This is a genomic window from Streptomyces sp. NPDC001393 (genome assembly GCF_053597455.1).
The window spans coordinates 59,340-80,617 of the sequence record NZ_JBSFIH010000042.1 but is presented as its reverse complement, the minus strand read 5'-3'; the positions used below and the strand labels follow the sequence as shown (position 1 = coordinate 80,617).

The window sequence follows — 21,278 nt, the reverse complement described above, 5'->3', positions numbered from 1 at the left end:
TGGGGGTACCGGTCCGGCGGGGTCAAAAAGCCAAGGAGCCACACCCGCGGTCTCACGCCATGCCCGGCCCCCCCCCCGTAACCGCGCCCTCCACGCGCGCGTGGAGGGCCGTTTTCCGTACGGCGGCGGGGCGCCGGGTCAGGCGTGCGGGAAACGGCGCACGCCGGACGGCGTCACCACGGCGTGCACGGGCTTGTCATGCTCCTCCGCCGGTACCCGCGCGACGACTTCCGTGTCGTACAGCAGCACCACGAGCCGCGGGCGTGCGCCCGCGCACTCCAGACGGGCCAGCACTCGGTCGTACGACCCGCCGCCGCGCCCCAGGCGCATCCCGCGCGCGTCGACCGCGAGCCCGGGCAGCAGGACGACGTCCGCGGCCGTCACGGAGTCCGGACCGAGACGCGCGCCGGAGGGTTCGAAAAGCGCCATTTTCCCGCCGTGTTGGACCCGCGCGAGGGAGTCCCGGCCGGCGTACTCGCCCCAGTCGAGGTCGTTGTCGGGCAGCAGCACGGGCAGCAGCACCCGCACGCCCCGCGCGCGCAACGCGTCCAGGAGCCAGGGCGTGCCGGGCTCGCTGCCCACGGAGACGTACGCCGCCACCGTGCGCGCTTGCGCCAGCTCAGGCAGCTGAAGGGCGCGCTCCGCCAGCGCGCGGCCCGTCTCGTCGACGTCATCGTCCGTCAACCTGTTCCTCACCGAGAGGAGCTCCCGCCGCAACATTCGCTTGTCAGGCTCACTCGTGCGTCCGTCGTGTTCCACGGGTCGTTCTCGCACCCTTCTTGAATGCAGTCATAAAGGGTCAATCAACCGGAGTCACAGTTTCCACACAAAGGCACCGGATATGGTTGCGGGCATGACTCAGTCGCACCCCAGGATCAGCAAGGCTGTCATTCCCGCGGCGGGCCTCGGCACCCGGTTCCTGCCGGCCACCAAAGCCACTCCCAAGGAGATGCTGCCGGTCGTCGACAAGCCGGCGATCCAGTACGTGGTCGAGGAGGCCGTGTCGGCGGGGCTCGACGACGTCCTCATGGTCACCGGGCGCAACAAGCGTCCCCTGGAGGACCACTTCGACCGCAACTACGAGCTGGAGTCGGCGCTCGAGAAGAAGGGCGACGCCGAACGGCTCGCGAAGGTGCGGGAGTCCAGCGACCTGGCGACGATGCACTACGTACGCCAGGGCGACCCCAGGGGCCTCGGTCACGCCGTGCTGTGCGCCGCCCCGCACGTCGGACACGAGCCCTTCGCGGTGCTCCTGGGCGACGACCTGATCGACCCGCGCGACCCGCTCCTGCAGCGCATGATCGAGGTCCAGGAGCAGCACGGCGGCAGCGTGGTCGCGCTCATGGAGGTCGCGCCCGAGCAGATCCACCTCTACGGCTGCGCGGCCGTGGAGCCGACCGCCGACGGCGACGTCGTCCGGGTGACCGGGCTGGTCGAGAAGCCGGACCCGGCGGACGCCCCCTCGAGCTACGCGGTCATCGGCCGTTACGTCCTCGATCCCCACATCTTCGACATACTCCGCAAGACCGAGCCGGGCCGTGGCGGCGAGATCCAGCTCACCGACGCCCTCCAGCAGCTCGCCGAGGACGAGAAGGTGGGCGGGCCGGTGCACGGCGTCGTCTTCAAGGGGCGCCGCTATGACACCGGCGACCGTGGCGACTATCTGCGTGCCATTGTCAGACTCGCATGCGAACGTGAAGACCTGGGCCCGGACTTCCGGACCTGGCTTCGCAGTTACGTAGCCGAGGAGATGCAGCAATCTTGAGCAGCGCCGCGACCCGCCCCGCCGGCCCGGACGACCTGTGGTCGGTGGACGAGCACCTGGAGGACATTCTCTCCACCGTCCGCCCCCTCGAACCCATCGAGCTGCAACTGCTCGACGCCCAGGGCTGCGTCCTGGTCGACGACGTGACGGTGGACGTGTCCCTGCCGCCGTTCGACAACAGCTCCATGGACGGGTACGCGGTGCGGGTCGCGGACGTGGCGGGCGCCAGTGCGGAGTTCCCGGCCGCCCTGGAGGTCATCGGCGACGTCGCGGCGGGCGCGGCCGACCCGGTCCGGGTCGGTCCCGGCCAGGCCGCCCGCATCATGACCGGCGCCCCGCTGCCACCCGGTGCCGAGGCCGTCGTGCCGGTGGAGTGGACCGACGGCGGACTCGGCGAGGGCCCCGTGAGCGGGATGCGGGCGCGCAGCCTGGCTCCGGAGGGCGCCGCGGGCCAGGTGCGGGTGCACCGCCCCGTCGAGGCACGCGCGCATGTGCGCGCCCAGGGCAGTGACGTGAAGGCGGGCGACCGCGCCCTGGAGGCCGGGACGATCCTCGGCCCGCCGCAGATCGCGCTGCTGGCCGCGATCGGCCGCGGCACGGTACGCGTGCGCCCGCGCCCGCGCGTGGTCGTCCTGTCCACCGGCAGCGAACTCGTCCAGCCCGGCGAGGAACTGCGCCGCGGCCAGATCTACGACTCCAACAGCTTCGCCCTCACCGCCGCCGCGCGGGACGCCGGCGCCATCGCCTACCGGGTGGGCGCCGTCGCCGACGACGCCGAGACCCTGCGCTCCACCATCGAGGACCAGCTCGTCCGCGCCGACCTGCTGGTGACCACGGGCGGGGTGAGCGTCGGGGCGTACGACGTCGTCAAGGAGGCGCTGTCGCACGTCGGTGACGCGGACGAGGCGGGCAGCGGGGTGGAGTTCCGCAAGCTCGCCATGCAGCCGGGCAAGCCCCAGGGCTTCGGCTCCATCGGCCCCGACCACACGCCGCTGCTGGCCCTGCCGGGCAACCCCGTGTCGTCGTACGTCTCCTTCGAGCTGTTCGTCCGCCCGGCCATCCGCACCCTGATGGGCCTCACGGACGTACACCGGCCCCGCGTCCGGGCCACCCTGAAGACCGACAAGGCGCTGCGCTCGCCCAAGGGGCGCCGGCAGTTCCTGCGCGGTGCGTACGCGGACGGCGAGGTGACCCCGGTGGGCGGCGCCGGCTCGCACCTGATCGCGGCGCTGGCGCACGCCGACGCGCTGATCGTCGTCCCCGAGGACGTGGAGTCCGTCGAGGAAGGCGCCGAGGTGGAGGTGGTCCTGCTCGGCTGAGCCCTCCTGGTTGGGGGTACCGTGTCGCGCACAACAGGCCTGCGCACCGCACTGTGACGGGCCCGGACCAGGAGCGGCACACAGCATGACTGAGTCTTTCCGGGGGGAGACCCCCGGACCCCCTGTGCAGGACGGACTGACGCACATCGACGACTCGGGCGCGGCCCGCATGGTCGACGTGTCCGGGAAGGATGTGACCGCGCGCACCGCCCGCGCCAGCGGCCGTGTCCTCGTCTCGCCCCGCGTGGTCGAGCTGCTGCGCGGCGAGGGGGTGCCCAAGGGGGACGCCCTCGCCACGGCACGGATCGCCGGGATCATGGGCGCCAAGCGCACCCCGGACCTCATCCCGCTGTGTCACCCGTTGTCGGTGTCGGGTGTGAAACTGGACCTGTCGGTCGCGGACGACGCCGTGGAGATCCAGGCCACCGTGAAGACGACGGACCGTACGGGCGTCGAGATGGAGGCCCTCACCGCCGTGACGGTCGCCGCGCTCACCGTGATCGACATGGTCAAGGCGGTCGACAAGGGAGCGGTCATCACGGACGTGCGGGTGGAGGAGAAGACGGGCGGCAAGTCGGGCGACTGGAGCAGGGCATGACCTACCGCGCTCTGGTGGTCACCGCCTCCAACAGGGCCGCCGCGGGCGTCTACGAGGACAAGGGCGGCCCCTTGGTCGCCGACGGCCTGAAGAGCCTCGGTTTCGACGTCGACGGCCCTCAGGTCGTCCCGGACGGGCACCCCGTGGAGGCGGCGCTGCGGGCGGGTGTCGACGCCGGCTACGACGCCATCGTCACCACCGGCGGCACCGGGATCTCGCCCACCGACCGCACGCCCGAGGCGACCCGCGCGGTGATCGACCACGAGGTGCCGGGCATCGCGGAGGCCATCCGGGCCCACGGGCGGCAGAAGGTTCCGACCGCGGCGCTCTCCCGGGGCCTGGCCGGGGTCGCGCGGCGGACCCTGATCGTCAACCTGCCGGGCTCCACGGGCGGTGTGAAGGACGGCCTCGCCGTGCTGGAGCCCCTGCTGACCCACGCCGTCGACCAGATCCGCGGCGGCGACCACCCCAGACCCAGCAGCGGGGGTGCGAGCTGAACAGCCCTTCCTGGCCGGTCGTGCTGGCGGACGGCGATGTCGTCCTCCGGCCGATACGGCTGCGCGACCAGCGGGCCTGGCGCGAGGTGAACCGGCGCAACCGGGACTGGCTGCGTCCCTGGGAGGCGACCATTCCGCCGCCCACGCCCAGCGGGCCGATCGCGCACCGGCCGACCTACCGCCAGATGGTCCGGCACCTGCGCTCCGAGGCGGGCGCGGGCCGGATGCTGCCGTTCGTCATCGAGTACCAGGGGCGGCTCGTCGGGCAGCTGACCGTCGCCGGGATCACCTGGGGATCGATGTGCTCGGGGCACGTCGGCTACTGGGTGGACGAGGCGGTGGCCGGGCGCGGTGTGATGCCGACGGCCGTCGCGCTGGTGGTGGACCACTGTTTCCGCACTGTCGGACTGCACCGCATCGAGGTCTGCATTCGGCCCGAGAACCGGCCCAGTCGCCGGGTCGTGGAGAAACTCGGATTCCGCGAGGAGGGGCTCCGGCCGCGCTATCTGCACATCGACGGGGCCTGGCGCGACCATCTCGTGTTCGCGCTCACCGCGGAAGAGGTGCCCGACGGTTTGCTCGCACGGTGGCAGCGGGCACGCTCCCAGCACGTGCGGCAGAAACCCCAGAGCACAGGGAATTGAATATGTGTTCGAAATTGATCGGCTGTTGACCGCCTCGAAGGCATTGAATTCGGTCACGAGACGGTCGGTTGATCACATCGGTCGCAAAAAAAGCTGGAAATATCAGCCAGATCGTGCGACACACCGGCCCAATTGGCGGATGGCCTCACGCAAACCCCTCTACGGTGTGAGACGTGAGCAGCAGCGGCCTCATCTACGCAGTCATTGTCGGGGCCTGGGCCGCCTACTTGGTGCCGATGTGGCTCCGTAGGCAGGACGAGCTGAACGAGGCCCGTCCGACGGAACGCTTCAGCACCGCCATCCGGCTGCTGTCCGGACGGGCGGGAATGGAGCGCCGGTACGCCAAGGACCTGCGGGCGCGCTCCGCCCAGGAGGGGGAGACGGACTCCGGCGAACCGGACGCCGTCACCGACTCGGTGGACGTCCGGGCCTTCGCCATGCCTCCGACCCGCCGTCAGGTGCACGCCGACCCCGAACCCGAGGCGCCCGGGAGGGCGGAGCCGGCGCGGGAACAGGGCGCTGCGGCAGCGCCCGACTCCGGTCCGGCGCCCGCGAAGAAGCGGGTGCCGTCCGCGGCCGGGAGTACCTCCTCGGCGCAGGCGGCCGCAGCGCGTGCCCGGCGTTCGAAGGTCCTCGCGCGCCGCAGGCGCACCACCGTGGTTCTCTTCCTCGCCTTCACGCTGGGCGCGATCGTCGCCGCCGTCGGCGGGCTCGCCTTCCTGTGGGTGCCCGCCGTGCCGGCCGTGCTGCTCAGCGGGTACATCGCCTACCTGCGCTCCCAGGAGCGCCGTCGCTTCGCGTACCAGATGGACCGCCGGCGCGCCGAGGTGGCCGCCCAGCGGCTGCGGGACCGGGAGCGTCAGCCGCGCCGCCGCGCGCCCCTCGACGCGGGACCCGGCGCCGACGATCCGGAGGAAGCCCCTCAGGCCCAGACGGACACCGGGCTCGCCGCGCTCGCCGCGGACCGGCGCGCCCTGGTCGAGCAGACCGACCACGCCGAGTGGGTCGACCAGCAGCGCGAGCGGCAGCGGCGGCCCGGCGGGGACAGCTGGGACCCGGTGCCGGTGCCCCTGCCGACGTATGTGACCGCGCCGGTCGCGCCGCGTGCCACGTCCGACGTGGATCTGGGGGCGCCCGACACATGGAGTTCGGCGCGTTCCAGCTCGGTCGCGCCGGAGCAGGAGACGAGCCGCACGCCCGAGGCCGAGGCGGACGAGCAGACGTCCGCGTCCGGGGAGAGGCCGGCGGGCGGCCGCGGTGACGCGCGCCGCGCGGCCTCCGCGCGCAGGTCGCGCGAGCGTGGCGGACGCACGCCCCTCTTCGATCAGTACGAGGACGGTGACCGCCCCCGCGCGGCCAACGAGTGACGCCCGCCACACATGGGGAAGGCGCGCTGACCAGTCCGGGAACGGATTTCCAAGCACCCCGATCGGGATGCTAAAGTTTCACTCGTTGCAAGGGCCTGTGGCGCAGTCCGGTAGCGCACCTCGTTCGCATCGAGGGGGCCAGGGGTTCAAATCCCCTCAGGTCCACGCAGCATGAAGCCCCGATCGGCGAAAGCCGACCGGGGCTTCATCGTGTCTACGACTTCTTCTGCTTCTTCAGGTTCTTCGCGAAGCAGCGGCTGTCCTCGTGGTGGCGGTAGTAGCCGAACTTGGCGCACGGCTCGTAACCGCTGGAGGTGTACAGGGCGATGGCCTCCGGCTGCTTGGTCCCGGTCTCCAGGACCATGCGGACCCGGCCGGCCTCGCGGGCGTCCTCCTCCAGGGCCGTGAGGATCCGGCGGGCCAGGCCGCGGCCGCGCATCTGAGCCACGACGAACATGCGCTTCAGCTCGGCGTCGCCGTCCTCGTTGCCCTCCTCGTTGCGGTCCTGGCTGCGCCAGCCGCCGGTGGCCACGGGGCGGTCGAACTCGTCGTAAGCGATCAGGTAGACGCCGTGGGGCGGGTCGAAGTCCGCCGTGTCGAGGACGGTGGCGTCGCCGTCGTCGCCGTAGCGCTCGGCGTACTCGGCCTGGACCTCGGCGTTGAGCTTCACGGCGTCGGGGTGATCGAAACGAACGCGTCGTATATACATGCTGGGTATCGTACTTCTATGCAGACGGTGGGGCCTCGGGCTGTGAGGGCTCCGACCAGTGTGCCGGTATCGTGCCGGGGTGCTGACTGTGACCTCGGTGAACGTGAACGGACTGCGAGCCGCCGCCAAGAAGGGCTTCGTGGAGTGGCTCGCGCAGACGGAAGCGGACGTCGTCTGCCTGCAGGAGGTGCGCGCCGAGCCGCACCAGCTGCCCGAGGAGGTGCGCCGGCCCGACGGCTGGCATGTCGTGCACGCCCCGGCAGCTGCCAAGGGCCGCGCGGGCGTCTCCCTCTACACGCGGCGCGAGCCCGACCGCGTCCGGGTCGGTTTCGGCTCGGCCGAGTTCGACGGCAGCGGGCGCTATGCGGAGGCCGATCTGCCCGGCGTCACGGTGGCCTCCCTCTACCTGCCCTCCGGCGAGGTCGGCACCGAGCGGCAGGACGAGAAGGTCCGCTTCATGGGCGAGTTCCTCGCCCACCTCAAGACGCTGCGCGAGCGGGCCGCCGCCGAGGGGCGCGAGGTGGTCGTCTGCGGCGACTGGAACATCGCCCACCGGCAGGCCGACCTCAAGAACTGGCGCGGCAACACGAAGAACTCCGGCTTCCTGCCCGAGGAACGGGAGTGGCTCGGCCGGGTGTTCGCCGCCGAGGAGGGCGGCTACGTCGACGTCGTACGCGCCCTGCACCCGGATGTCGAGGGGCCGTACACCTGGTGGTCGTACCGGGGGCGGGCCTTTGACAACGATTCAGGGTGGCGCATCGACTACCAGGTCGCCACGCCCGGTCTCGCCGGCCGGGCCGTCAAGGGCTTCGTCGAGCGTGCGGCCACGCATGCGGAGCGGTGGTCGGACCATGCGCCGGTGACCGTCGTCTACGACCTCTGATCCCGCTTGCCGATCCGCCGGTCCAGTGCCAGTGACAGTTCCGCCTCCACCACGCTGCGGGCCAGCGGGCGCAGGCGGTGCAGGTCCTCCTCGGGGCCGTGGCGCAGGATCAGGTCGCTGAAGAGCTCGGCCAGGGCCTCGGCGTGCTCGCGGACGCGGGCGCCGGCCGCGAGGACCTCGGCGAGCGGGATGCCCTCGCGGACCAGGGCGGAGGAGACGTCCAGCAGGCGCCGGCTGATGTGGACGATCTCGTCGCCGTCGGTGCCGAGGTAGCCCAGCTCCATGGCGGCGGCGAGGTTCTCGGGGGTGACCTCGCCCTCGAAGCGGGCGGCGAGTTCCTCCGGGGTGAGGCGGACCGGCTCCTCCTCGGTGGGGGCGCCGACGCCGAGCAGGTCGGCGACGTTCCTGCCCTGGTCGAGGGCTTCGGCGAGTTCCGCGATGCCGTTCAGGGTGTGGCCGCGCTCCAGCAGGGCGGCGATGGTGCGCAGACGGGCCAGGTGATGGTCGTCGTACCAGGCGATACGGCCCTCGCGGCGGGGCGGCGGGATCAGCTTGCGCTCGCGGTAGAAGCGCAGCGTGCGCACGGTGATGCCGGCCAGCCGGGCCAGCTCCTCCATGCGGTACTCGCGCCCGCCTTCCTTGCGTTCTGCGTCCTCTGCCACGCCCGCAGCCTATGTTGTACCGTCGGTAACTTTCCCTCTCCTGCCCCCTACCGCTCGGTACGGACCTGCTCTACAGTCCCATTGCGCCAGTGTTCACTGGCGGAGTCCAAGGCGATGCGTGGAGGCTTCGGGATGGCCGAGCACGAGCATGTACGGGTGGCGGTGATCGGGTCCGGGTTCGGCGGGCTGGGGGCCGCCGTGCGGCTGCGCCGCGAGGGGATCACCGACTTCGCCGTCCTGGAGCGGGCGGACAGCGTCGGCGGTACCTGGCGGGACAACAGTTACCCCGGGTGCGCCTGTGACGTGCCCTCCCACCTCTACTCCTTCTCCTTCGCACCCAACCCCGACTGGCCGCGCACCTTCTCCGGGCAGCAGCACATCCGCGCCTACCTGGAGCACGTCACCGATCTCTTCGGGCTGCGCCCGCACATACGCTTCGACTCCGAGGTCAAGCTGATGAGCTGGGACGCCGAGAACCTGCGGTGGGAGATCGAGACCGCGGGCGGCACGCTCACCGCCGACGTCGTCGTCTCCGCCACCGGACCGCTGTCCGACCCGAAGATCCCCGAGATCCCGGGCCTGGAGACCTTCCCGGGCAAGGTGTTCCACTCCGCCCGCTGGGACCACGACCACGACCTGCGCGGCAAGCGCGTCGCCATGGTCGGCACCGGCGCCTCCGCCATCCAGATCGTGCCCTCCATCCAGCCGCAGGTCGGCCGGCTCACCCTCTTCCAGCGCACCCCGCCGTGGGTCATGCCCCGCGTCGACCGCGCCATCAGCGGCGCCGAGCGCGGGCTGCACCGGATGCTGCCCTTCACCACCCAACTGCGGCGCGGCCTGCTGTGGGGCATCCGGGAGCTGCAGGTCCAGGCGTTCACCAAGCACCCCGACGAACTCGGCCTGGTCGAGCGGCTCGCCAAGCGCAACATGGCCCGCGCCATCAAGGACCCGGCCCTGCGCGTCAAGCTCACCCCCGACTACCGCATCGGCTGCAAGCGGATCCTGCTCTCCAGCACGTACTACCCGGCGCTGGCCGAGCCGAATGTGGACGTCGTCGCCAGCGGGCTGAGCGAGATCCGCGGGTCCACCGTCGTCGCGGCGGACGGCAGCGAGGCCGAGGTCGACGCGATCATCTTCGGTACGGGCTTCCACGTCACGGACATGCCGATCGCCGAGCGGGTGGTCGGCGCGGAGGGCATCACGCTCGCCGAGTCCTGGAAGAACGGCATGCAGGCGCTGCGCGGCGCCGCGGCCGCCGGGTTCCCGAACTGGATGACGATCATCGGGCCCAACACCGGCCTCGGGAACTCCTCCATGATCCTCATGATCGAGTCCCAGCTGAACTACATGGCCGACTATCTGCGCCAACTGAACGTCCTCGGCGGCCGTACGGCCCTCGATGCCCGGCCCGCGGCCGTCGAGGACTGGAACCGCAAGGTCCAGGAGCGCATGAAGCGCACCGTGTGGAACACCGGCGGCTGCACCAGCTGGTACCTGGACCCGAGCGGCCGCAACACCACCATCTGGCCCGGTACGACATCGGAGTTCCGGCGTGCGACCCGGCGGGTGGATCTGGCGGAGTACGAGGTCATCCGGAAGACCGACGGCAAGGCGGCCGGTGCGGCCGCGCAGCGGACGGTGGCCGCCGTGCCGCAGAGCGAGGGCGTCGCATGAGCCGACCCGCCCCCACAGCCTCCGTGACCACCGGACCGTACGCCCCGCCCACCCCCGCCCGCGAACTCACCGTCGTCTCCGCCGACGGCGCGCGGCTGCACGTCGAGGTGCACGGCCCCGAGAACGCGCCCCCCGTCGTCCTCTCCCACGGCTGGACCTGCTCGACCGCCTTCTGGGCGGCGCAGATACGGGAGCTGGCGAGAGACCACCGCGTGATCGCGTACGACCAGAGGGGGCACGGGCGCAGTCCCGCAAGCCCGGCGTGCACCACCCACGCGCTGGCGGACGACCTGGAAGCGGTGCTCGCGCAGACGCTCGCGCCCAGGGAGAAGGCGCTGATCGTCGGCCACTCCATGGGCGGGATGACCGTCATGGCCGCGGCCACACGCCCCCGCTTCCGCGACCACGCCGCCGCCGTCCTGCTGTGCAGCACCGGCAGTTCGCGGCTGGTCGCCGAGGCGCGCGTGGTGCCGCTCGGCGCCGGGCGCGTGCGCACCTGGATCACCGGGCGCGTTCTCGGCTCGCGCGCCCCGCTCGGCCCGGTCACGCCGGTCGCCAAGAGCATCCTCAAGTACGCCACCATGGGCGCCGGTTCCGCCCCGCACATGGTGGAGGCGTGCGCGCGGATCGTGCACGCCTGCCCGCGCGCCGTGCGCCATGCCTGGGCGGCCGTACTCGAGGCGCTCGATCTCGACCACGGCGTACGGGAGTTGCACGCGCCCACCGCGATCGTGCACGGCGCGTCCGACCGGCTCACGCCCCCCGTGCACGCCCGCGCGCTGGTCGCCGCGCTGCCGCACTGCATCGGCCTCACCGAGCTGGCCGGCGTCGGCCACATGACCCCCATCGAGGCCCCCGACCTGGTGACCGGCCGGATCCGGGAACTCGTCACCACCTACGTCACCACCCAGAAGGCCACAGACGTGCAGATCAAGGAGGGCGCATGAGCAGGGTCAGCCTCGAAGGGCAGGTCGCGGTCGTCACCGGAGCGGCGCGCGGCGTCGGTGAGCTGCTGGCGCGCAAGCTCTCCGCGCGCGGCGCGAAGGTGGCGCTGGTCGGACTGGAGGAGGAGGCGCTCAAGGACGTCTCCTCGCGCCTGCACAGCGACAGCGCCCACTGGTACGCCGACGTCACCGACCACGAGGCGATGAGCCGGGTCGCGCAGGAGGTGAAGGCGCGGTTCGGGAAGGTCGACATCGTGGTGGCCAACGCCGGGGTGGCGACAGGTGGTCCGTTCGTCGACTCCGATCCGCAGGCCTGGCGGCGGGTGATCGAGGTGAACCTGATCGGATCGGCGGTGACCGCGCGCGCCTTCCTGCCGGTGCTGGTGGAGAGCCGGGGCTATCTGCTGCAGATCGCCTCCCTCGCCGCGATCACCCCGGCGCCCATGATGACGGCGTACTGCGCGTCCAAGTCGGGCGTGGAGGCGTACGCGCACAGTCTGCGCGCCGAGGTCGGCTACCAGGGCGTGCGCGTCGGCGTCGCGTACCTGTCCTGGACCGACACCGACATGGTGCGCGGCGCCGACCAGGACGACGTCATGCGGGAGCTCAGGCAGCGGCTGGTGTGGCCGTCCAACAAGACGTACCCGCTGGGGCCGACGGTGGACCGGCTGGTCGCCGGGATCGAGCGGCGCTCGGCGCATGTGTACGGGCAGTGGTGGCTGCGCGGTATGCAGGGCGTGCGCGGCTATCTGCCGGCGCTCATCGGGACGGTCGGACAGCGCGAGATGAAGCGGTTCGCGCCCCGGCTGCAGGGAATGCGCTCCGGGCTCGTCGGTGCAGGTGGGGCGGCCGACGAGGCAGAGCGCGCTACGCACCGTAAGTGATCCACATGCGCTGCGTGGTCGCCCGTGTGAATCTGGGTGAGGCCCCACCGAGGGGCCGTTTCCCCCCACCTCACCCACCACGGGAGTGAACCCACATGGGTATGAAGGACAAGGCCAACGAGTGGCAGGAACAGGGCAAGCAGAAGATCGGTGACGCCCGTGAGCGGGCCGGTCAGCAGCAGTCCCAGCGCGGCCAGCAGTCCCAGCGCGGCCAGCAGCCCCAGCGTGGCCAGCAGCCGCAGCGCGGCCGTGAGAACCTGCGCGACATCGAGGACACGGAAGCGGAGATGGAAGACCGCTTCGACCGGGACTACGACGCGTAGTCGCTGCGCTCGGCTTTGGCCGGATTGGCGTGGGGCGCCCTTCTTCTTGGAGGGTGCCCTGCGTTTTTGTTCGGCGTGCGCCAACTGGGGTGCCTGGTTTGCGGTTTCGGCGACTGCGGGTGGTTTGTGGTTGCTCGCGCCCACGCGGCGGAGCCGCATATCGATACAGCCTCGCGCCCCTTCGGGGCGCGTCCCTGCTCGGGCGCGTTTCAGTCTGGGCGAGCGGGGAGTTGCGGGCGGGAGCGGTTGGGGACGTTCTCGTAGCCGGGGGGCATGGCGGCCGGGTTGGTGGTCAGGAGGTCCAGGGCCAGTTCGATGGCGGCGTCCATCTCGACGTGGCGGCCCTCGGCCCAGTCCAGGGGCGTGCGCAGGCTCTCCACGTCGGGGGCGACGCCGTGGTTCTCCACGGACCAGCCGTAGGCGTCGAACCAGGCCGCGTTCATCGGGACCGTGATGACCGTGCCGTCACCCAGCCGGTGCCGGCCGGTCATGCCGACCACGCCGCCCCAGGTGCGCTGGCCGACCACCGGGCCGAGCTTGAGCAGCTTGAAGGCGGCCGTGATCATGTCGCCGTCGGAGGAGGTCGCCTCGTCGGCGAGGGCGACCACCGGGCCCCTCGGTGCGTTCGAGGTGTACGACACCGGTTGCGCGTCCCTCGTCAGGTCCCAGCCCAGGATCGTCCGGGTCAGCTTCTCGATGACGAGTTCGCTGATGTGCCCGCCCGCGTTGCCGCGCACGTCCACGATCAGGGCGGGCCGGGACACCTCCATGCGCACGTCGCGGTTGAACTGGGCCCAGCCCGAGCCGCCCATGTCGGGGATGTGCAGATAGCCGCACTTGCCGCCGCTCAACTCCCGTACGACCGCGCGGCGTTTGGCGACCCAGTCCTGGTAGCGCAGCGGCCGCTCGTCGATGAGGGGGACGACGGCGACCCGGCGGGCCCGGCCCCGCTCCCCGTCCGCCGGGACGAACGTCAGCTCCACGGTCGTACCCCCGGAGCCGGCGAGCAGCGGATACGGTCCGGTCACCGGATCGACCGGGCGGCCGTCGACATGGGTGAGGATCGCGCCCTCGCGGATGCCCGTGCCGGCCAGCGGCGAGCGGGCCTTGGAGTCGGAGGAGTCGCCGGGCAGGATGCGCTTGACGATCCAGCCCTCCTCCCGGTGCACGAGGTTGGCGCCGAGGAGGCCCTGCCAGCGCTGGTAGGGGGCCGGACCCTCGTTGCGGCGGGCGGCGGTGACGTAGGCGTGCGAGGTGCCGAGTTCGCCGAGGACCTCGCGGAGCAGGTCGGCGAACTCGTCGGGGGAGGCGACCCGTTCGACGAGGGGGCGGTACTGGTCGAGCACCGCGTCCCAGTCGATGCCGCACATGCCCGGGTCCCAGAAGTAGGCGCGGATGATCCGGCCCGCCTCGTCGAAGGCCTGGCGCCACTCGGCGGGCGGGTCGACCACGTGCAGGATGCGCCGCAGGTCGATCCAGACGGTCGTGTCGCTGTCGCCCAGCTCCGTGGCGGGCACCGCGCGCAGCTCGCCCTCGTCCACGACGACGAGCCGGGTGCCGTCGCCGCTGACCGCGAACCAGTCCAGATGGTCGACCAGTTCGGACTTCTTCGCCTTGGTGAGGTTGAAGTACTCCAGGGTCGGGCGGCCGCTGATGTCGGAGGGGTTGACGAAGGTCTCGCCGAGCGCGCCGGAGATCGGCCAGCGCAGCCAGACCAGTCCGCCGCCGGCGACCGGGTGCAGCCCGGAGTACTTGGAGGCGATCACCGGGAACGGCGTGACCCGCATCGCCAGGCCCTCCACCTCCACGGTCACCGTGCCGGCCTCGCCCGTCTCCTCCTCCTCGGCCGGGTCGAGCCCGCCGGCCGCCGGACGGCCCTCGGGGTTCAGGGCGAAGGGGGAGGGGGTCGCCGAGTTCAGCGGCACGAGGTACGGGCGGCAGCCGAGCGGGAAGGACAGGTCGCCGGTGTGGACGTCGTACACCGGGTCGAAGCCCCGCCAGGAGAGGAAGGCGAGATAGCGGCCGTCGCGGGTGAAGACGGGGTTCTCGTCCTCGAAGCGGCCGTTGGTCACGTCCACGATCAGCCGGTCCTTGATGCGGGCCAGCTTGATCTGGCGCAGGGAGCGGCCGATGCCCGGGTGGGACCAGGTGAGCCAGGCGCCGTCCGGGGAGAAGGCGAGGTCGCGCACGGGGCCGTTGACCGACCGGATCAGCTCGGTCACCCGCTCGCCGGCGACGGCAGCACCGGCCGCCCCGCTGAAGTCCCCAGAGCCCCCGGAGTCCCCAGAGTCCCCGGAATCACCCGCGTCAGCCGCTTCCGCCGCGGCCTGATCGCCGGTGCCACCGGACTCCTCGCCCTCCTCCATCCCCTCTTCCGTCTCCTCCTCCGTCACGTCGATCAGCAGCAACCGTCCGTCGTGCGAGGCGACCGCCAGCCGTTCGCCCAGCGGGTCGGAGGCCATCTCCAGGACGCGGCCCAGCCGGCCGGAGGCCAGCCGGCGGGGGGCGCGGTCGCCGCTCGCGCGGGGCAGCTGGACGATCTCCACGGCGTCCTCGCCCTCCGCGTCGGTGACGTAGGCGACCTGGCCGGTCGTGCCCAGCATCTCCGGCAGCCGTACCCGCACGCCGGACGAGTCGGTGATCGTACGGGCGGGGCCGTCGCGGTGGGTGAGCCAGTACAGGCTGCCGCGTACGACGACGGCGCTGGCCCGTCCGGTCTCGTCCACGGAGATGCCGTCGACGTTCTGCGCGGCCGGTACCGGGTAGCGGCGGCGCCCGGTGGCCGGCCCGGCCAGGCGGACGTCCAGCCTGTGCGGTACGGCACCGGGGGAGAAGTCGTCCACCAGCCACAGGTCGCCCGCGCACTGGTAGACCACCCGCGTGCCGTCGCCGGCGGCGTGCCGGGCGTAGAAGGCGTCGTGGTCGGTGTGGCGGCGCAGGTCGGTGCCGTCGTACGCGCAGGAGTAGAGGTTGCCGACGCCCTCGTGGTCGGAGAGGAAGGCGATCCGGCCGGCGACGAACATGGGGCAGGCCAGATGGCCGCCGATGTCGGGGACGAGGCGCCGCCCGTGCAGCCAGAGGCGGCCCGTGGCGCCGCCGCGGTAGCGCTTCCAGGAGGCCGGTTCGTGCGGCGGGGTGCCGGTGAGCAGCAGTGTCCGGTGCTCGCCCTCGATGTCGGCGACCTGGATGTCGGCGACCGGGCCCCAGGGCAGTTTGCGGCCGGGGTGGCCGTCGGTGGACACCTTGTAGGCCCAGGTGAAGTAGGAGAAGGGCTCGCCGTGGGAGGCGACGGCGAGGATGTCGCTCGTGCCGTCCTCCTCCGGGGGCGTCCAGCCGCAGACCTGCGTGTCCGTGCTGCCCCAGTACGTCAGCTGCCGCGCGGGACCGCCGTCGACGCTCACGAGGTGGATCTCGGGCACGAGGCTGCGCCAGGTCGTGTAGGCGATGTGGCGGCCGTCGGGCGAGAAGCGCGGGTGCCCGGCCTTCGTGCGGTCCACCGTGAGCCGCCAGGCCCTGCCCGGGGCGTCGAGAGGGGCCAGCCAGAGGTCGTCCTCGGCCACGAAGCACAGCAGGTCGCCGCTGAGGTGGGGATGGCGCAGATAGCTCACCTCCCCATGCTTTTCCGCCCGCTGGGCCCCAGCAACTTATGCGCCGCTGACATTCGTGACCCAGAGCACGTACGAAACGGTTTCGTTTCGCATGCTTGCAGGGTATCTTCAGGGTGTACGAAGCAGGAGGCTCCGCGAGAGGAAGGCGAGTGACATGACCGAGGCCGTCGCAGCGGCACGTCGCAGCCGGATCACGCCGGAGCGCGAGGCCGAGTTGTACGACGCCGTGCTCGCCCTGCTCCGGGAGGTCGGCTACGACGCCCTCACCATGGACGCCGTCGCCGCCCGCACCCGGTCCAGCAAGGCCACGCTCTACCGCCAGTGGGGCGGCAAGGCCGAGCTGGTGGCGAAGGCGGTGCGGCACAACAGGCCGGGCGGCTCGGTCGGCGACGTCGACACCGGGTCGCTCAGGGGCGATCTGCACGCCCTCACCCTGCGCTCGGACGACTGCGAGATGGAACAGAACTCCGCGCTGATGCGGGGTCTGGCGATGGCCGTACACGGCAATCCCGACCTCCTGCGGGCGTTCAGGGACCATCTCATCGAGCCGGAGTTGGCGGAGTTCCGGCGCGTGGTGCAGCGGGCGATCGACCGGGGCGAGGTCCGTGCGGACAACCCGGCGATCGACTACGTGATGCACATGATGATCGGCGGGTTCGCCGCCCGCTCGCTCATCGACGAGCAGCCGCCGACACAGGCCTTCCTGTTGTCGTACATCGACGCCGTGGTCCTCCCCGCCCTCGGCGCTCCCACCGGCTGATCACCTTCTGATCATCGCCTGATTCACCGCCTGATTCACCGTCTGATCCCTTCTGATCCCCGAGCAAGCCCACCACCTGACGTCACCGCTCACGTCGTCGGGCTGATCACCCCTGCCCAGCTGAACCCACGACCTGACCGGGAGTACGCCTCCGTGGCCACGTTTCTCTACAAGATCGGCCGACTCGCCTTCCGGCGACGGCACTTCGTCGCCCTCATATGGGTCGCGCTGCTCACCCTCGCCGGGGTGGGCGCCGCCTCCGCGCCGCCCGCCGGCACCACGTCCTTCTCCATCCCCGGCACCGAGGCCCAGAAGGCCTTCGACCTGCTGGAACAGCGCTTCCCCGGGATGAGTGCCGACGGCGCCACCGCGCGTGTCGTCTTCAAGGCGCCCGGCGGCGAGAAGATGACCGACACGCTCAACAAGGCGGCCGTCGAGAAGACCGTCAAGGAGCTGAAGAGCGGCTCCGAGGTCGTCTCCGTCGCCGACCCCTACGCCGGGCACGCGGTCAGCAGGAACGGCACGATCGCCTACGCGTCGGTGAAGTACAAGGTCTCCGGCATGGAGCTGAAGGACTCCTCGAAGGACGCCCTGAAGCAGGCCGCCCAGCACGCGCGCGACGCCGGGCTGACCGTCGAGGTCGGCGGTGACGCGCTCAGCGCGACCCCGGAGACCGGCTCCAGCGAGATCATCGGCATCGGGATCGCCGCCGTCGTCCTCGTCAGCACCTTCGGCTCGCTGCTCGCGGCCGGGTTCCCGCTGCTCACCGCCATCATCGGCGTCGGCATCGGCGTCTCCACGATCACCGCGCTCGCCAGCGCCCTGAACCTCGGCTCCACCACCTCCACCCTGGCGTCGATGATCGGCCTGGCCGTCGGCATCGACTACGCCCTCTTCATCGTCTCCCGCTACCGCGCCGAACTGGCCGAGGGCCGCGAGCGCGAGGACGCGGCCGGACGCGCCGTCGGCACGGCGGGCTCGGCCGTGGTCTTCGCCGGCCTCACCGTCGTCATCGCCCTGGTCGGCCTGTCGGTCGTCAACATCCCGATGCTCACCAAGATGGGCATCGCCGCGGCGGGCACCGTCGCCATCGCCGTCCTCATCGCGCTGACGATGATCCCCGCGCTGCTCGGCTACGCGGGCCGCAAGATCAAGCCGATGGGCGAGAAGAGCAAGCTGCTCGGCGGCGGCCGCACCCCGAAGAAGCCGGGCCGTCCCAACATGGGCACCCGCTGGGCGAGCTTCGTCGTACGCCGCCCGGTCGCCGTACTCCTCCTCGGTGTGATCGGCCTCGGCGCCGCGGCGATCCCGGCCGCGTCCCTGGAACTGGGCCTGCCCGACGACGGCTCCCAGCCCACCTCCACCACCCAGCGCCGCGCCTACGACCTGCTCTCCGAGGGCTTCGGACCGGGCTTCAACGGCCCCCTGATGGTCGTGGTCGACGCCAAGGACAGCGCCCACCCCAAGAAGGCGTTCACCGAGGTCAGCGACGAGATCAAGGGCCTGAAGGACGTCGTCACGGTCACCCCGGCCGTGCCCAACAAGGCCGGTGACACCGCGACGATCACCGTCGTACCGGGGTCCAAGCCGTCCTCGCACACGACCGAGGACCTGGTGCACGCCATCCGCGACAAGGGCGCGGGCATCGCCGCGAAGACCGACTCCAAGGTGCTGGTCACCGGGTCTACGGCGATGAACATCGACGTCTCCCAGAAGCTCAACGACGCGCTGCTGCCCTACCTGGCGCTGGTGGTGGGCCTCGCCTTCCTGCTCCTGATCGTGGTCTTCCGCTCGGTCCTCGTCCCGCTGAAGGCGGCCCTCGGCTTCCTGCTCAGTGTGATGGCGGCCCTCGGCGCGGTCGTCGCGGTCTTCCAGTGGGGCTGGCTGTCGGGGCTGATGAACGTCGAGCAGACCGGGCCGGTCATGTCGATGATGCCGATCTTCATGGTGGGTGTCGTCTTCGGTCTCGCCATGGACTACGAGGTCTTCCTCGTGACCCGGATGCGGGAGGCGTTCGTCCACGGCGAGAAGCCGAGCCAGGCCGTGGTCACGGGCTTCAAGCACGGCGCACGGGTCGTCACGGCCGCCGCCGTCATCATGATCGCCGTCTTCTCCGGCTTCATGGGGTCCAGCGAGGCGATGATCAAGATGATCGGCTTCGGCCTCGCGATCGCCGTCTTCTTCGACGCGTTCATCGTCCGCATGGCCATCGTCCCGGCGGTCCTCGCCCTGCTCGGCAAGCGCGCCTGGTGGCTGCCGAAGTGGCTGGACCGCGCGCTGCCCAACGTGGACGTCGAGGGCGAGGGGCTGCGCAAGGACGCCGACCCTGAGGAGGAGAGGGAGCTGGTACGGGTCTGACGTACCGCCGCTGACACCGGACCGGCCGGTGAGGGTGCCCGTGGGGACGGGGCTGCACCCTCACCGGCCTTTTTCTGTCCCGGGTTTGTCTCGGCTGTCCTGGCTGTCTCGGACGTCGTACGGGTACAGGTGCGCGTTGGAGGTGTGTGAGCGTGAACGAGGGCGTGGACGAGGCGGGTTGGGACGTCGAACCCGGCGACGAGATCGAGCCGATGGTGCAGGCGGTGGGGCGCCTGCTCAAGGTCTGCCGGGAGGCGGCCGGGACGAGCGTGGCCGACCTGGCCGAAGTCATGGCTACGGCGAGGACTTGATCCGCAAGATCGAGCGAGGGCAGCGGATTCCTCGGCCGGAGTTCCTGGAGAAGGCCGACGGGGTCCTGAAGGCGCAGGGTCATCTCAAGGCGTTCATGGAGGAGATGCGCAGGGCCCGGTACCCGAAGAAGGTGCGGAGGCTGGCGGAGATGGAGGGCCGGGCCGTCGAGCTGCTGTTGTACAGCAACCACAACATCCATGGGTTGCTCCAGACACCGGAGTACACGCGGGCGTTGCTGAAGGTGCGCCGACCGGCGTACACGCAGGACGAGTTGGAGCAGATGGTTGCGGCACGCGTGGCGCGACATTCGATCTTCGAGCGTTCGCCCGCTCCTGACCTCAGCTTTGTCCAGGAACAGGTGACGCTCGAACGGCCCATCGGCGGGACAATGCTGCTCCGTCGGCAGCTTGAACACCTGTTGGAACTGTCCCAGTTGCCCAACGTCGAGGTCCAGGTCATGCCGACCCGCCACGAAGGGCACCCCGGAATGAGCGGCTTGGTCGAGTTGCTGAAGTTCGAGGACGGTACCGCCGTAGGTCGCTCCGACGGGGCGTTCAACGGCCGCCCGGTCTCGGACCTCAGGCAGCTCCGGATCCTCGAACTGCGGTATGGGATCATCCGAGCCGAGGCTCTCTCACCGAGGGAGTCCCAGGCCTTCATTGAGCAAGCGCTGGGGAGACTATGAGCGCCACGGAACTGCACTGGCTCAAGAGCAGCTACAGCAGCAGCAGCGAAGGCGACGACTGCGTCGAAGTGGCCAACACCCCCACCACCATCCACATCCGCGACTCCAAAACCCCCGACACCGCGCAGCTGAAGGTCACCCCGTCCGCTTGGGCCGATTTCCTCAGCCATCTCGGGTGACCGCGAGCAGTGCCAGGTCATCGGTGATGCGGCCGTCGGTGTGGCGGCTCACCTCGGCGAGAAGGGCGTCGAGCAGCGCGTCCGGTCCGGCGAAGTCGCGTCCGGTCAGCCCGGCTGCGGGGTCGTAGAAGTCCCCGGCGCGGTTCCGTGCCTCGGTCAGCCCGTCCGTGTACAGCAGGAGAGTCGCTCCCGGAGGGAAGGGCACCGTGTCGGTCCGGTCCTGGCCGGCGCCCAGCTCCGCCAGTCCCAGGGGAAGGGCCGGTTCGGACGGTTCCGCGCTGCGCACCTGGCCGGCGTGCAGGAGCAGAGGCGCCGGGTGGCCGCGGTTGACCAGCCGCAGTTCATCGCCGCGGGGCGGGATCTCGACGAGAACGCCGGTGACGAACCCCTCGGCGCGCTCGGGTCCCGTCCGACGCTCTCTTTCCCGTAGCAGTGCCCGCTCCAGCCTGGCCGTGATCGCGACGAGCGTGGGTTCCTCCTCGGCGGCCTCCCGGAACACCCCCATGGCCACGTCCACCACCCGGACCGCGTCCAGGCCCTTGCCCCGTACATCCCCGACCAGGCAGCGCACGCCGTACGGGGTGGCCTGGGCGCCGTACAGGTCGCCGCCGATCTGGGCGTCTTTCACGGCTGCCTGGTAGCGCACGGCGATCCGCAGCGGGCCCATCGTGGACGGCAGTTGCGGCAGTACGGCGCGCTGGAGGGCCAGGGCGATGCTGCGTGCGGACTCCAGGCGCAGGTTGCTGTAGTACATGAGACGGTTGACGACGACGGCGAGGGCCGAGACCGTCGCGACCGCAGCCAGTTCGCTCTGCCCACCGGAATCCCCCAGGAGTCCGAAGTGGGCGAGCAGCGCGATGTCGGTGGCGCAGGCACCGACGCCCGCCAGCACCGTCGCGCGAAGCGACAGCAGTGCGGCGGCTGCCATCGGCGCGGCTGTGTAGAAGGCCTCTCCACTGATATGCGGAGCGGTGTTGTAGTCGAAGAGGGCGCCTCCGACGAGCAGGACGACAGGCACCAGCTGAAGGTGGCGCAGAAACCAGCCTCCGACGGTGGCGCGCCCCCCGCTCGCTGCCCTCATGTGCCGCTCCCGTCTCCGTCGCGCCG

At 71.2% G+C, this 21,278-nt stretch carries 19 protein-coding genes, 1 tRNA gene and 1 pseudogene; 16 read left to right on the top strand and 5 right to left on the bottom strand.

The annotated features are described in order from the left end of the window. Window positions 1-138: 138 nt before the first annotated feature. Window positions 139-720, bottom strand: coding sequence for a 5-formyltetrahydrofolate cyclo-ligase (locus ACWC2T_RS33310; protein ID WP_450674062.1), 582 nt, complete (start codon window positions 718-720; stop codon window positions 139-141). 133 nt (window positions 721-853) lie between these two features. On the opposite strand from ACWC2T_RS33310, the gene galU reads away from it, so the two are divergent. The 7 genes from galU (at window position 854) to ACWC2T_RS33275 (ending at window position 6,355) form a co-directional block, all read left to right on the top strand. Next, entirely contained in the window at window positions 854-1,765 is a 912-nt protein-coding gene (galU, locus tag ACWC2T_RS33305; RefSeq protein ID WP_450674061.1) for a UTP--glucose-1-phosphate uridylyltransferase GalU, read from the top strand. Next, complete coding sequence (gene glp / locus ACWC2T_RS33300) at window positions 1,762-3,084, top strand: molybdotransferase-like divisome protein Glp (protein WP_450674060.1); 1,323 nt, start codon at window positions 1,762-1,764, stop codon at window positions 3,082-3,084. Before galU ends, glp begins: the two co-directional genes overlap by 4 nt. A gap of 85 nt (window positions 3,085-3,169) precedes the next feature. Beyond that, complete coding sequence (gene moaC, locus ACWC2T_RS33295; RefSeq protein ID WP_450674059.1) at window positions 3,170-3,682, top strand: cyclic pyranopterin monophosphate synthase MoaC; 513 nt, start codon at window positions 3,170-3,172, stop codon at window positions 3,680-3,682. Continuing rightward, on the top strand, window positions 3,679-4,179 hold the full coding sequence (locus ACWC2T_RS33290) for a MogA/MoaB family molybdenum cofactor biosynthesis protein (protein ID WP_450674058.1): 501 nt from the start codon (window positions 3,679-3,681) through the stop codon (window positions 4,177-4,179). The genes moaC and ACWC2T_RS33290 overlap by 4 nt, the downstream gene beginning before the upstream one ends. 20 nt (window positions 4,180-4,199) lie before the next feature. Then, a complete protein-coding gene (locus ACWC2T_RS33285) occupies window positions 4,200-4,823 on the top strand; it encodes a GNAT family N-acetyltransferase (RefSeq protein WP_450674057.1) in 624 nt (207 codons plus the stop codon). A 173-nt stretch (window positions 4,824-4,996) separates the two neighbouring features. Then, on the top strand, window positions 4,997-6,190 hold the full coding sequence (gene sepX, locus ACWC2T_RS33280) for a divisome protein SepX/GlpR (RefSeq protein WP_450674056.1): 1,194 nt from the start codon (window positions 4,997-4,999) through the stop codon (window positions 6,188-6,190). 91 nt (window positions 6,191-6,281) lie between these two features. Further along, window positions 6,282-6,355 (top strand) — tRNA-Ala (locus tag ACWC2T_RS33275). A gap of 49 nt (window positions 6,356-6,404) precedes the next feature. On the opposite strand, the gene ACWC2T_RS33270 is transcribed toward ACWC2T_RS33275, so the two are convergent. Further along, complete coding sequence (locus ACWC2T_RS33270; protein ID WP_450674055.1) at window positions 6,405-6,899, bottom strand: GNAT family N-acetyltransferase; 495 nt, start codon at window positions 6,897-6,899, stop codon at window positions 6,405-6,407. Window positions 6,900-6,978: 79 nt separating this feature from the next. Between ACWC2T_RS33270 and ACWC2T_RS33265 the strand changes: the two genes are divergently transcribed. After that, window positions 6,979-7,782 carry an exodeoxyribonuclease III gene (locus tag ACWC2T_RS33265; RefSeq protein WP_450674054.1) on the top strand — a complete coding sequence of 268 codons (804 nt, stop codon included), beginning with the start codon at window positions 6,979-6,981 and terminating at the stop codon, window positions 7,780-7,782. Here the strand turns inward: ACWC2T_RS33265 and ACWC2T_RS33260 are convergent. Then, a complete protein-coding gene (locus ACWC2T_RS33260) occupies window positions 7,770-8,399 on the bottom strand; it encodes a MerR family transcriptional regulator (protein WP_351206406.1) in 630 nt (209 codons plus the stop codon). The two genes, ACWC2T_RS33265 and ACWC2T_RS33260, sit on opposite strands and share 13 nt — an antisense overlap. Before the next feature lie 177 nt (window positions 8,400-8,576). On the opposite strand from ACWC2T_RS33260, the gene ACWC2T_RS33255 reads away from it, so the two are divergent. The 4 genes from ACWC2T_RS33255 to ACWC2T_RS33240 all read left to right on the top strand — a co-directional run bounded on the left by ACWC2T_RS33255 (window position 8,577) and on the right by ACWC2T_RS33240 (window position 12,269). Continuing rightward, complete coding sequence (locus tag ACWC2T_RS33255; protein WP_450674053.1) at window positions 8,577-10,118, top strand: flavin-containing monooxygenase; 1,542 nt, start codon at window positions 8,577-8,579, stop codon at window positions 10,116-10,118. Further along, complete coding sequence (locus tag ACWC2T_RS33250; RefSeq protein WP_450674052.1) at window positions 10,115-11,065, top strand: alpha/beta fold hydrolase; 951 nt, start codon at window positions 10,115-10,117, stop codon at window positions 11,063-11,065. The genes ACWC2T_RS33255 and ACWC2T_RS33250 overlap by 4 nt, the downstream gene beginning before the upstream one ends. Next, entirely contained in the window at window positions 11,062-11,946 is an 885-nt protein-coding gene (locus ACWC2T_RS33245) for an SDR family oxidoreductase (protein ID WP_450674051.1), read from the top strand. Before ACWC2T_RS33250 ends, ACWC2T_RS33245 begins: the two co-directional genes overlap by 4 nt. 95 nt (window positions 11,947-12,041) lie before the next feature. Continuing rightward, entirely contained in the window at window positions 12,042-12,269 is a 228-nt protein-coding gene (locus ACWC2T_RS33240) for a hypothetical protein (RefSeq protein ID WP_450674050.1), read from the top strand. Window positions 12,270-12,478: 209 nt separating this feature from the next. On the opposite strand, the gene ACWC2T_RS33235 is transcribed toward ACWC2T_RS33240, so the two are convergent. Beyond that, window positions 12,479-15,877, bottom strand: a complete 3,399-nt coding sequence (locus ACWC2T_RS33235; protein ID WP_450674049.1) for a S41 family peptidase — start codon at window positions 15,875-15,877, stop codon at window positions 12,479-12,481. 154 nt (window positions 15,878-16,031) lie between these two features. Here ACWC2T_RS33235 and ACWC2T_RS33230 point away from each other — a divergent pair, with 154 nt between their 5' ends. The 4 genes and pseudogenes from ACWC2T_RS33230 to ACWC2T_RS33215 all read left to right on the top strand — a co-directional run bounded on the left by ACWC2T_RS33230 (window position 16,032) and on the right by ACWC2T_RS33215 (window position 20,171). Continuing rightward, complete coding sequence (locus ACWC2T_RS33230) at window positions 16,032-16,637, top strand: TetR/AcrR family transcriptional regulator (protein WP_450674048.1); 606 nt, start codon at window positions 16,032-16,034, stop codon at window positions 16,635-16,637. A gap of 153 nt (window positions 16,638-16,790) precedes the next feature. After that, window positions 16,791-18,995, top strand: coding sequence for an MMPL family transporter (locus ACWC2T_RS33225; RefSeq protein WP_450674047.1), 2,205 nt, complete (start codon window positions 16,791-16,793; stop codon window positions 18,993-18,995). A gap of 212 nt (window positions 18,996-19,207) precedes the next feature. Continuing rightward, a pseudogene (locus tag ACWC2T_RS33220) lies at window positions 19,208-19,992 on the top strand (helix-turn-helix domain-containing protein). After that, window positions 19,989-20,171, top strand: a complete 183-nt coding sequence (locus tag ACWC2T_RS33215; protein ID WP_450674046.1) for a DUF397 domain-containing protein — start codon at window positions 19,989-19,991, stop codon at window positions 20,169-20,171. Before ACWC2T_RS33220 ends, ACWC2T_RS33215 begins: the two are co-directional and overlap by 4 nt. On the opposite strand, the gene ACWC2T_RS33210 is transcribed toward ACWC2T_RS33215, so the two are convergent. Continuing rightward, window positions 20,155-21,252, bottom strand: coding sequence for a PP2C family protein-serine/threonine phosphatase (locus ACWC2T_RS33210; RefSeq protein ID WP_450674045.1), 1,098 nt, complete (start codon window positions 21,250-21,252; stop codon window positions 20,155-20,157). The genes ACWC2T_RS33215 and ACWC2T_RS33210 overlap by 17 nt on opposite strands. Window positions 21,253-21,278 lie beyond the last annotated feature (26 nt).

What these genes read in the sequence shown, in the direction of transcription:
- ACWC2T_RS33245 (WP_450674051.1), top strand. Translation starts at nt 11,062, where the DNA reads ATGAGCAGGGTCAGCCTCGAAGGGCAGGTCGCGGTCGTCACCGGAGCG.
- ACWC2T_RS33290 (WP_450674058.1), top strand. Translation starts at nt 3,679, where the DNA reads ATGACCTACCGCGCTCTGGTGGTCACCGCCTCCAACAGGGCCGCCGCG.
- ACWC2T_RS33260 (WP_351206406.1), bottom strand. Translation starts at nt 8,399, where the DNA reads ATGGAGGAGCTGGCCCGGCTGGCCGGCATCACCGTGCGCACGCTGCGC.
- ACWC2T_RS33310 (WP_450674062.1), bottom strand. Translation starts at nt 720, where the DNA reads ATGTTGCGGCGGGAGCTCCTCTCGGTGAGGAACAGGTTGACGGACGAT.
- ACWC2T_RS33210 (WP_450674045.1), bottom strand. Translation starts at nt 21,252, where the DNA reads ATGAGGGCAGCGAGCGGGGGGCGCGCCACCGTCGGAGGCTGGTTTCTG.
- ACWC2T_RS33230 (WP_450674048.1), top strand. Translation starts at nt 16,032, where the DNA reads ATGACCGAGGCCGTCGCAGCGGCACGTCGCAGCCGGATCACGCCGGAG.
- ACWC2T_RS33255 (WP_450674053.1), top strand. Translation starts at nt 8,577, where the DNA reads ATGGCCGAGCACGAGCATGTACGGGTGGCGGTGATCGGGTCCGGGTTC.
- ACWC2T_RS33240 (WP_450674050.1), top strand. Translation starts at nt 12,042, where the DNA reads ATGGGTATGAAGGACAAGGCCAACGAGTGGCAGGAACAGGGCAAGCAG.
- galU (WP_450674061.1), top strand. Translation starts at nt 854, where the DNA reads ATGACTCAGTCGCACCCCAGGATCAGCAAGGCTGTCATTCCCGCGGCG.
- ACWC2T_RS33215 (WP_450674046.1), top strand. Translation starts at nt 19,989, where the DNA reads ATGAGCGCCACGGAACTGCACTGGCTCAAGAGCAGCTACAGCAGCAGC.
- ACWC2T_RS33250 (WP_450674052.1), top strand. Translation starts at nt 10,115, where the DNA reads ATGAGCCGACCCGCCCCCACAGCCTCCGTGACCACCGGACCGTACGCC.
- ACWC2T_RS33270 (WP_450674055.1), bottom strand. Translation starts at nt 6,899, where the DNA reads ATGTATATACGACGCGTTCGTTTCGATCACCCCGACGCCGTGAAGCTC.
- moaC (WP_450674059.1), top strand. Translation starts at nt 3,170, where the DNA reads ATGACTGAGTCTTTCCGGGGGGAGACCCCCGGACCCCCTGTGCAGGAC.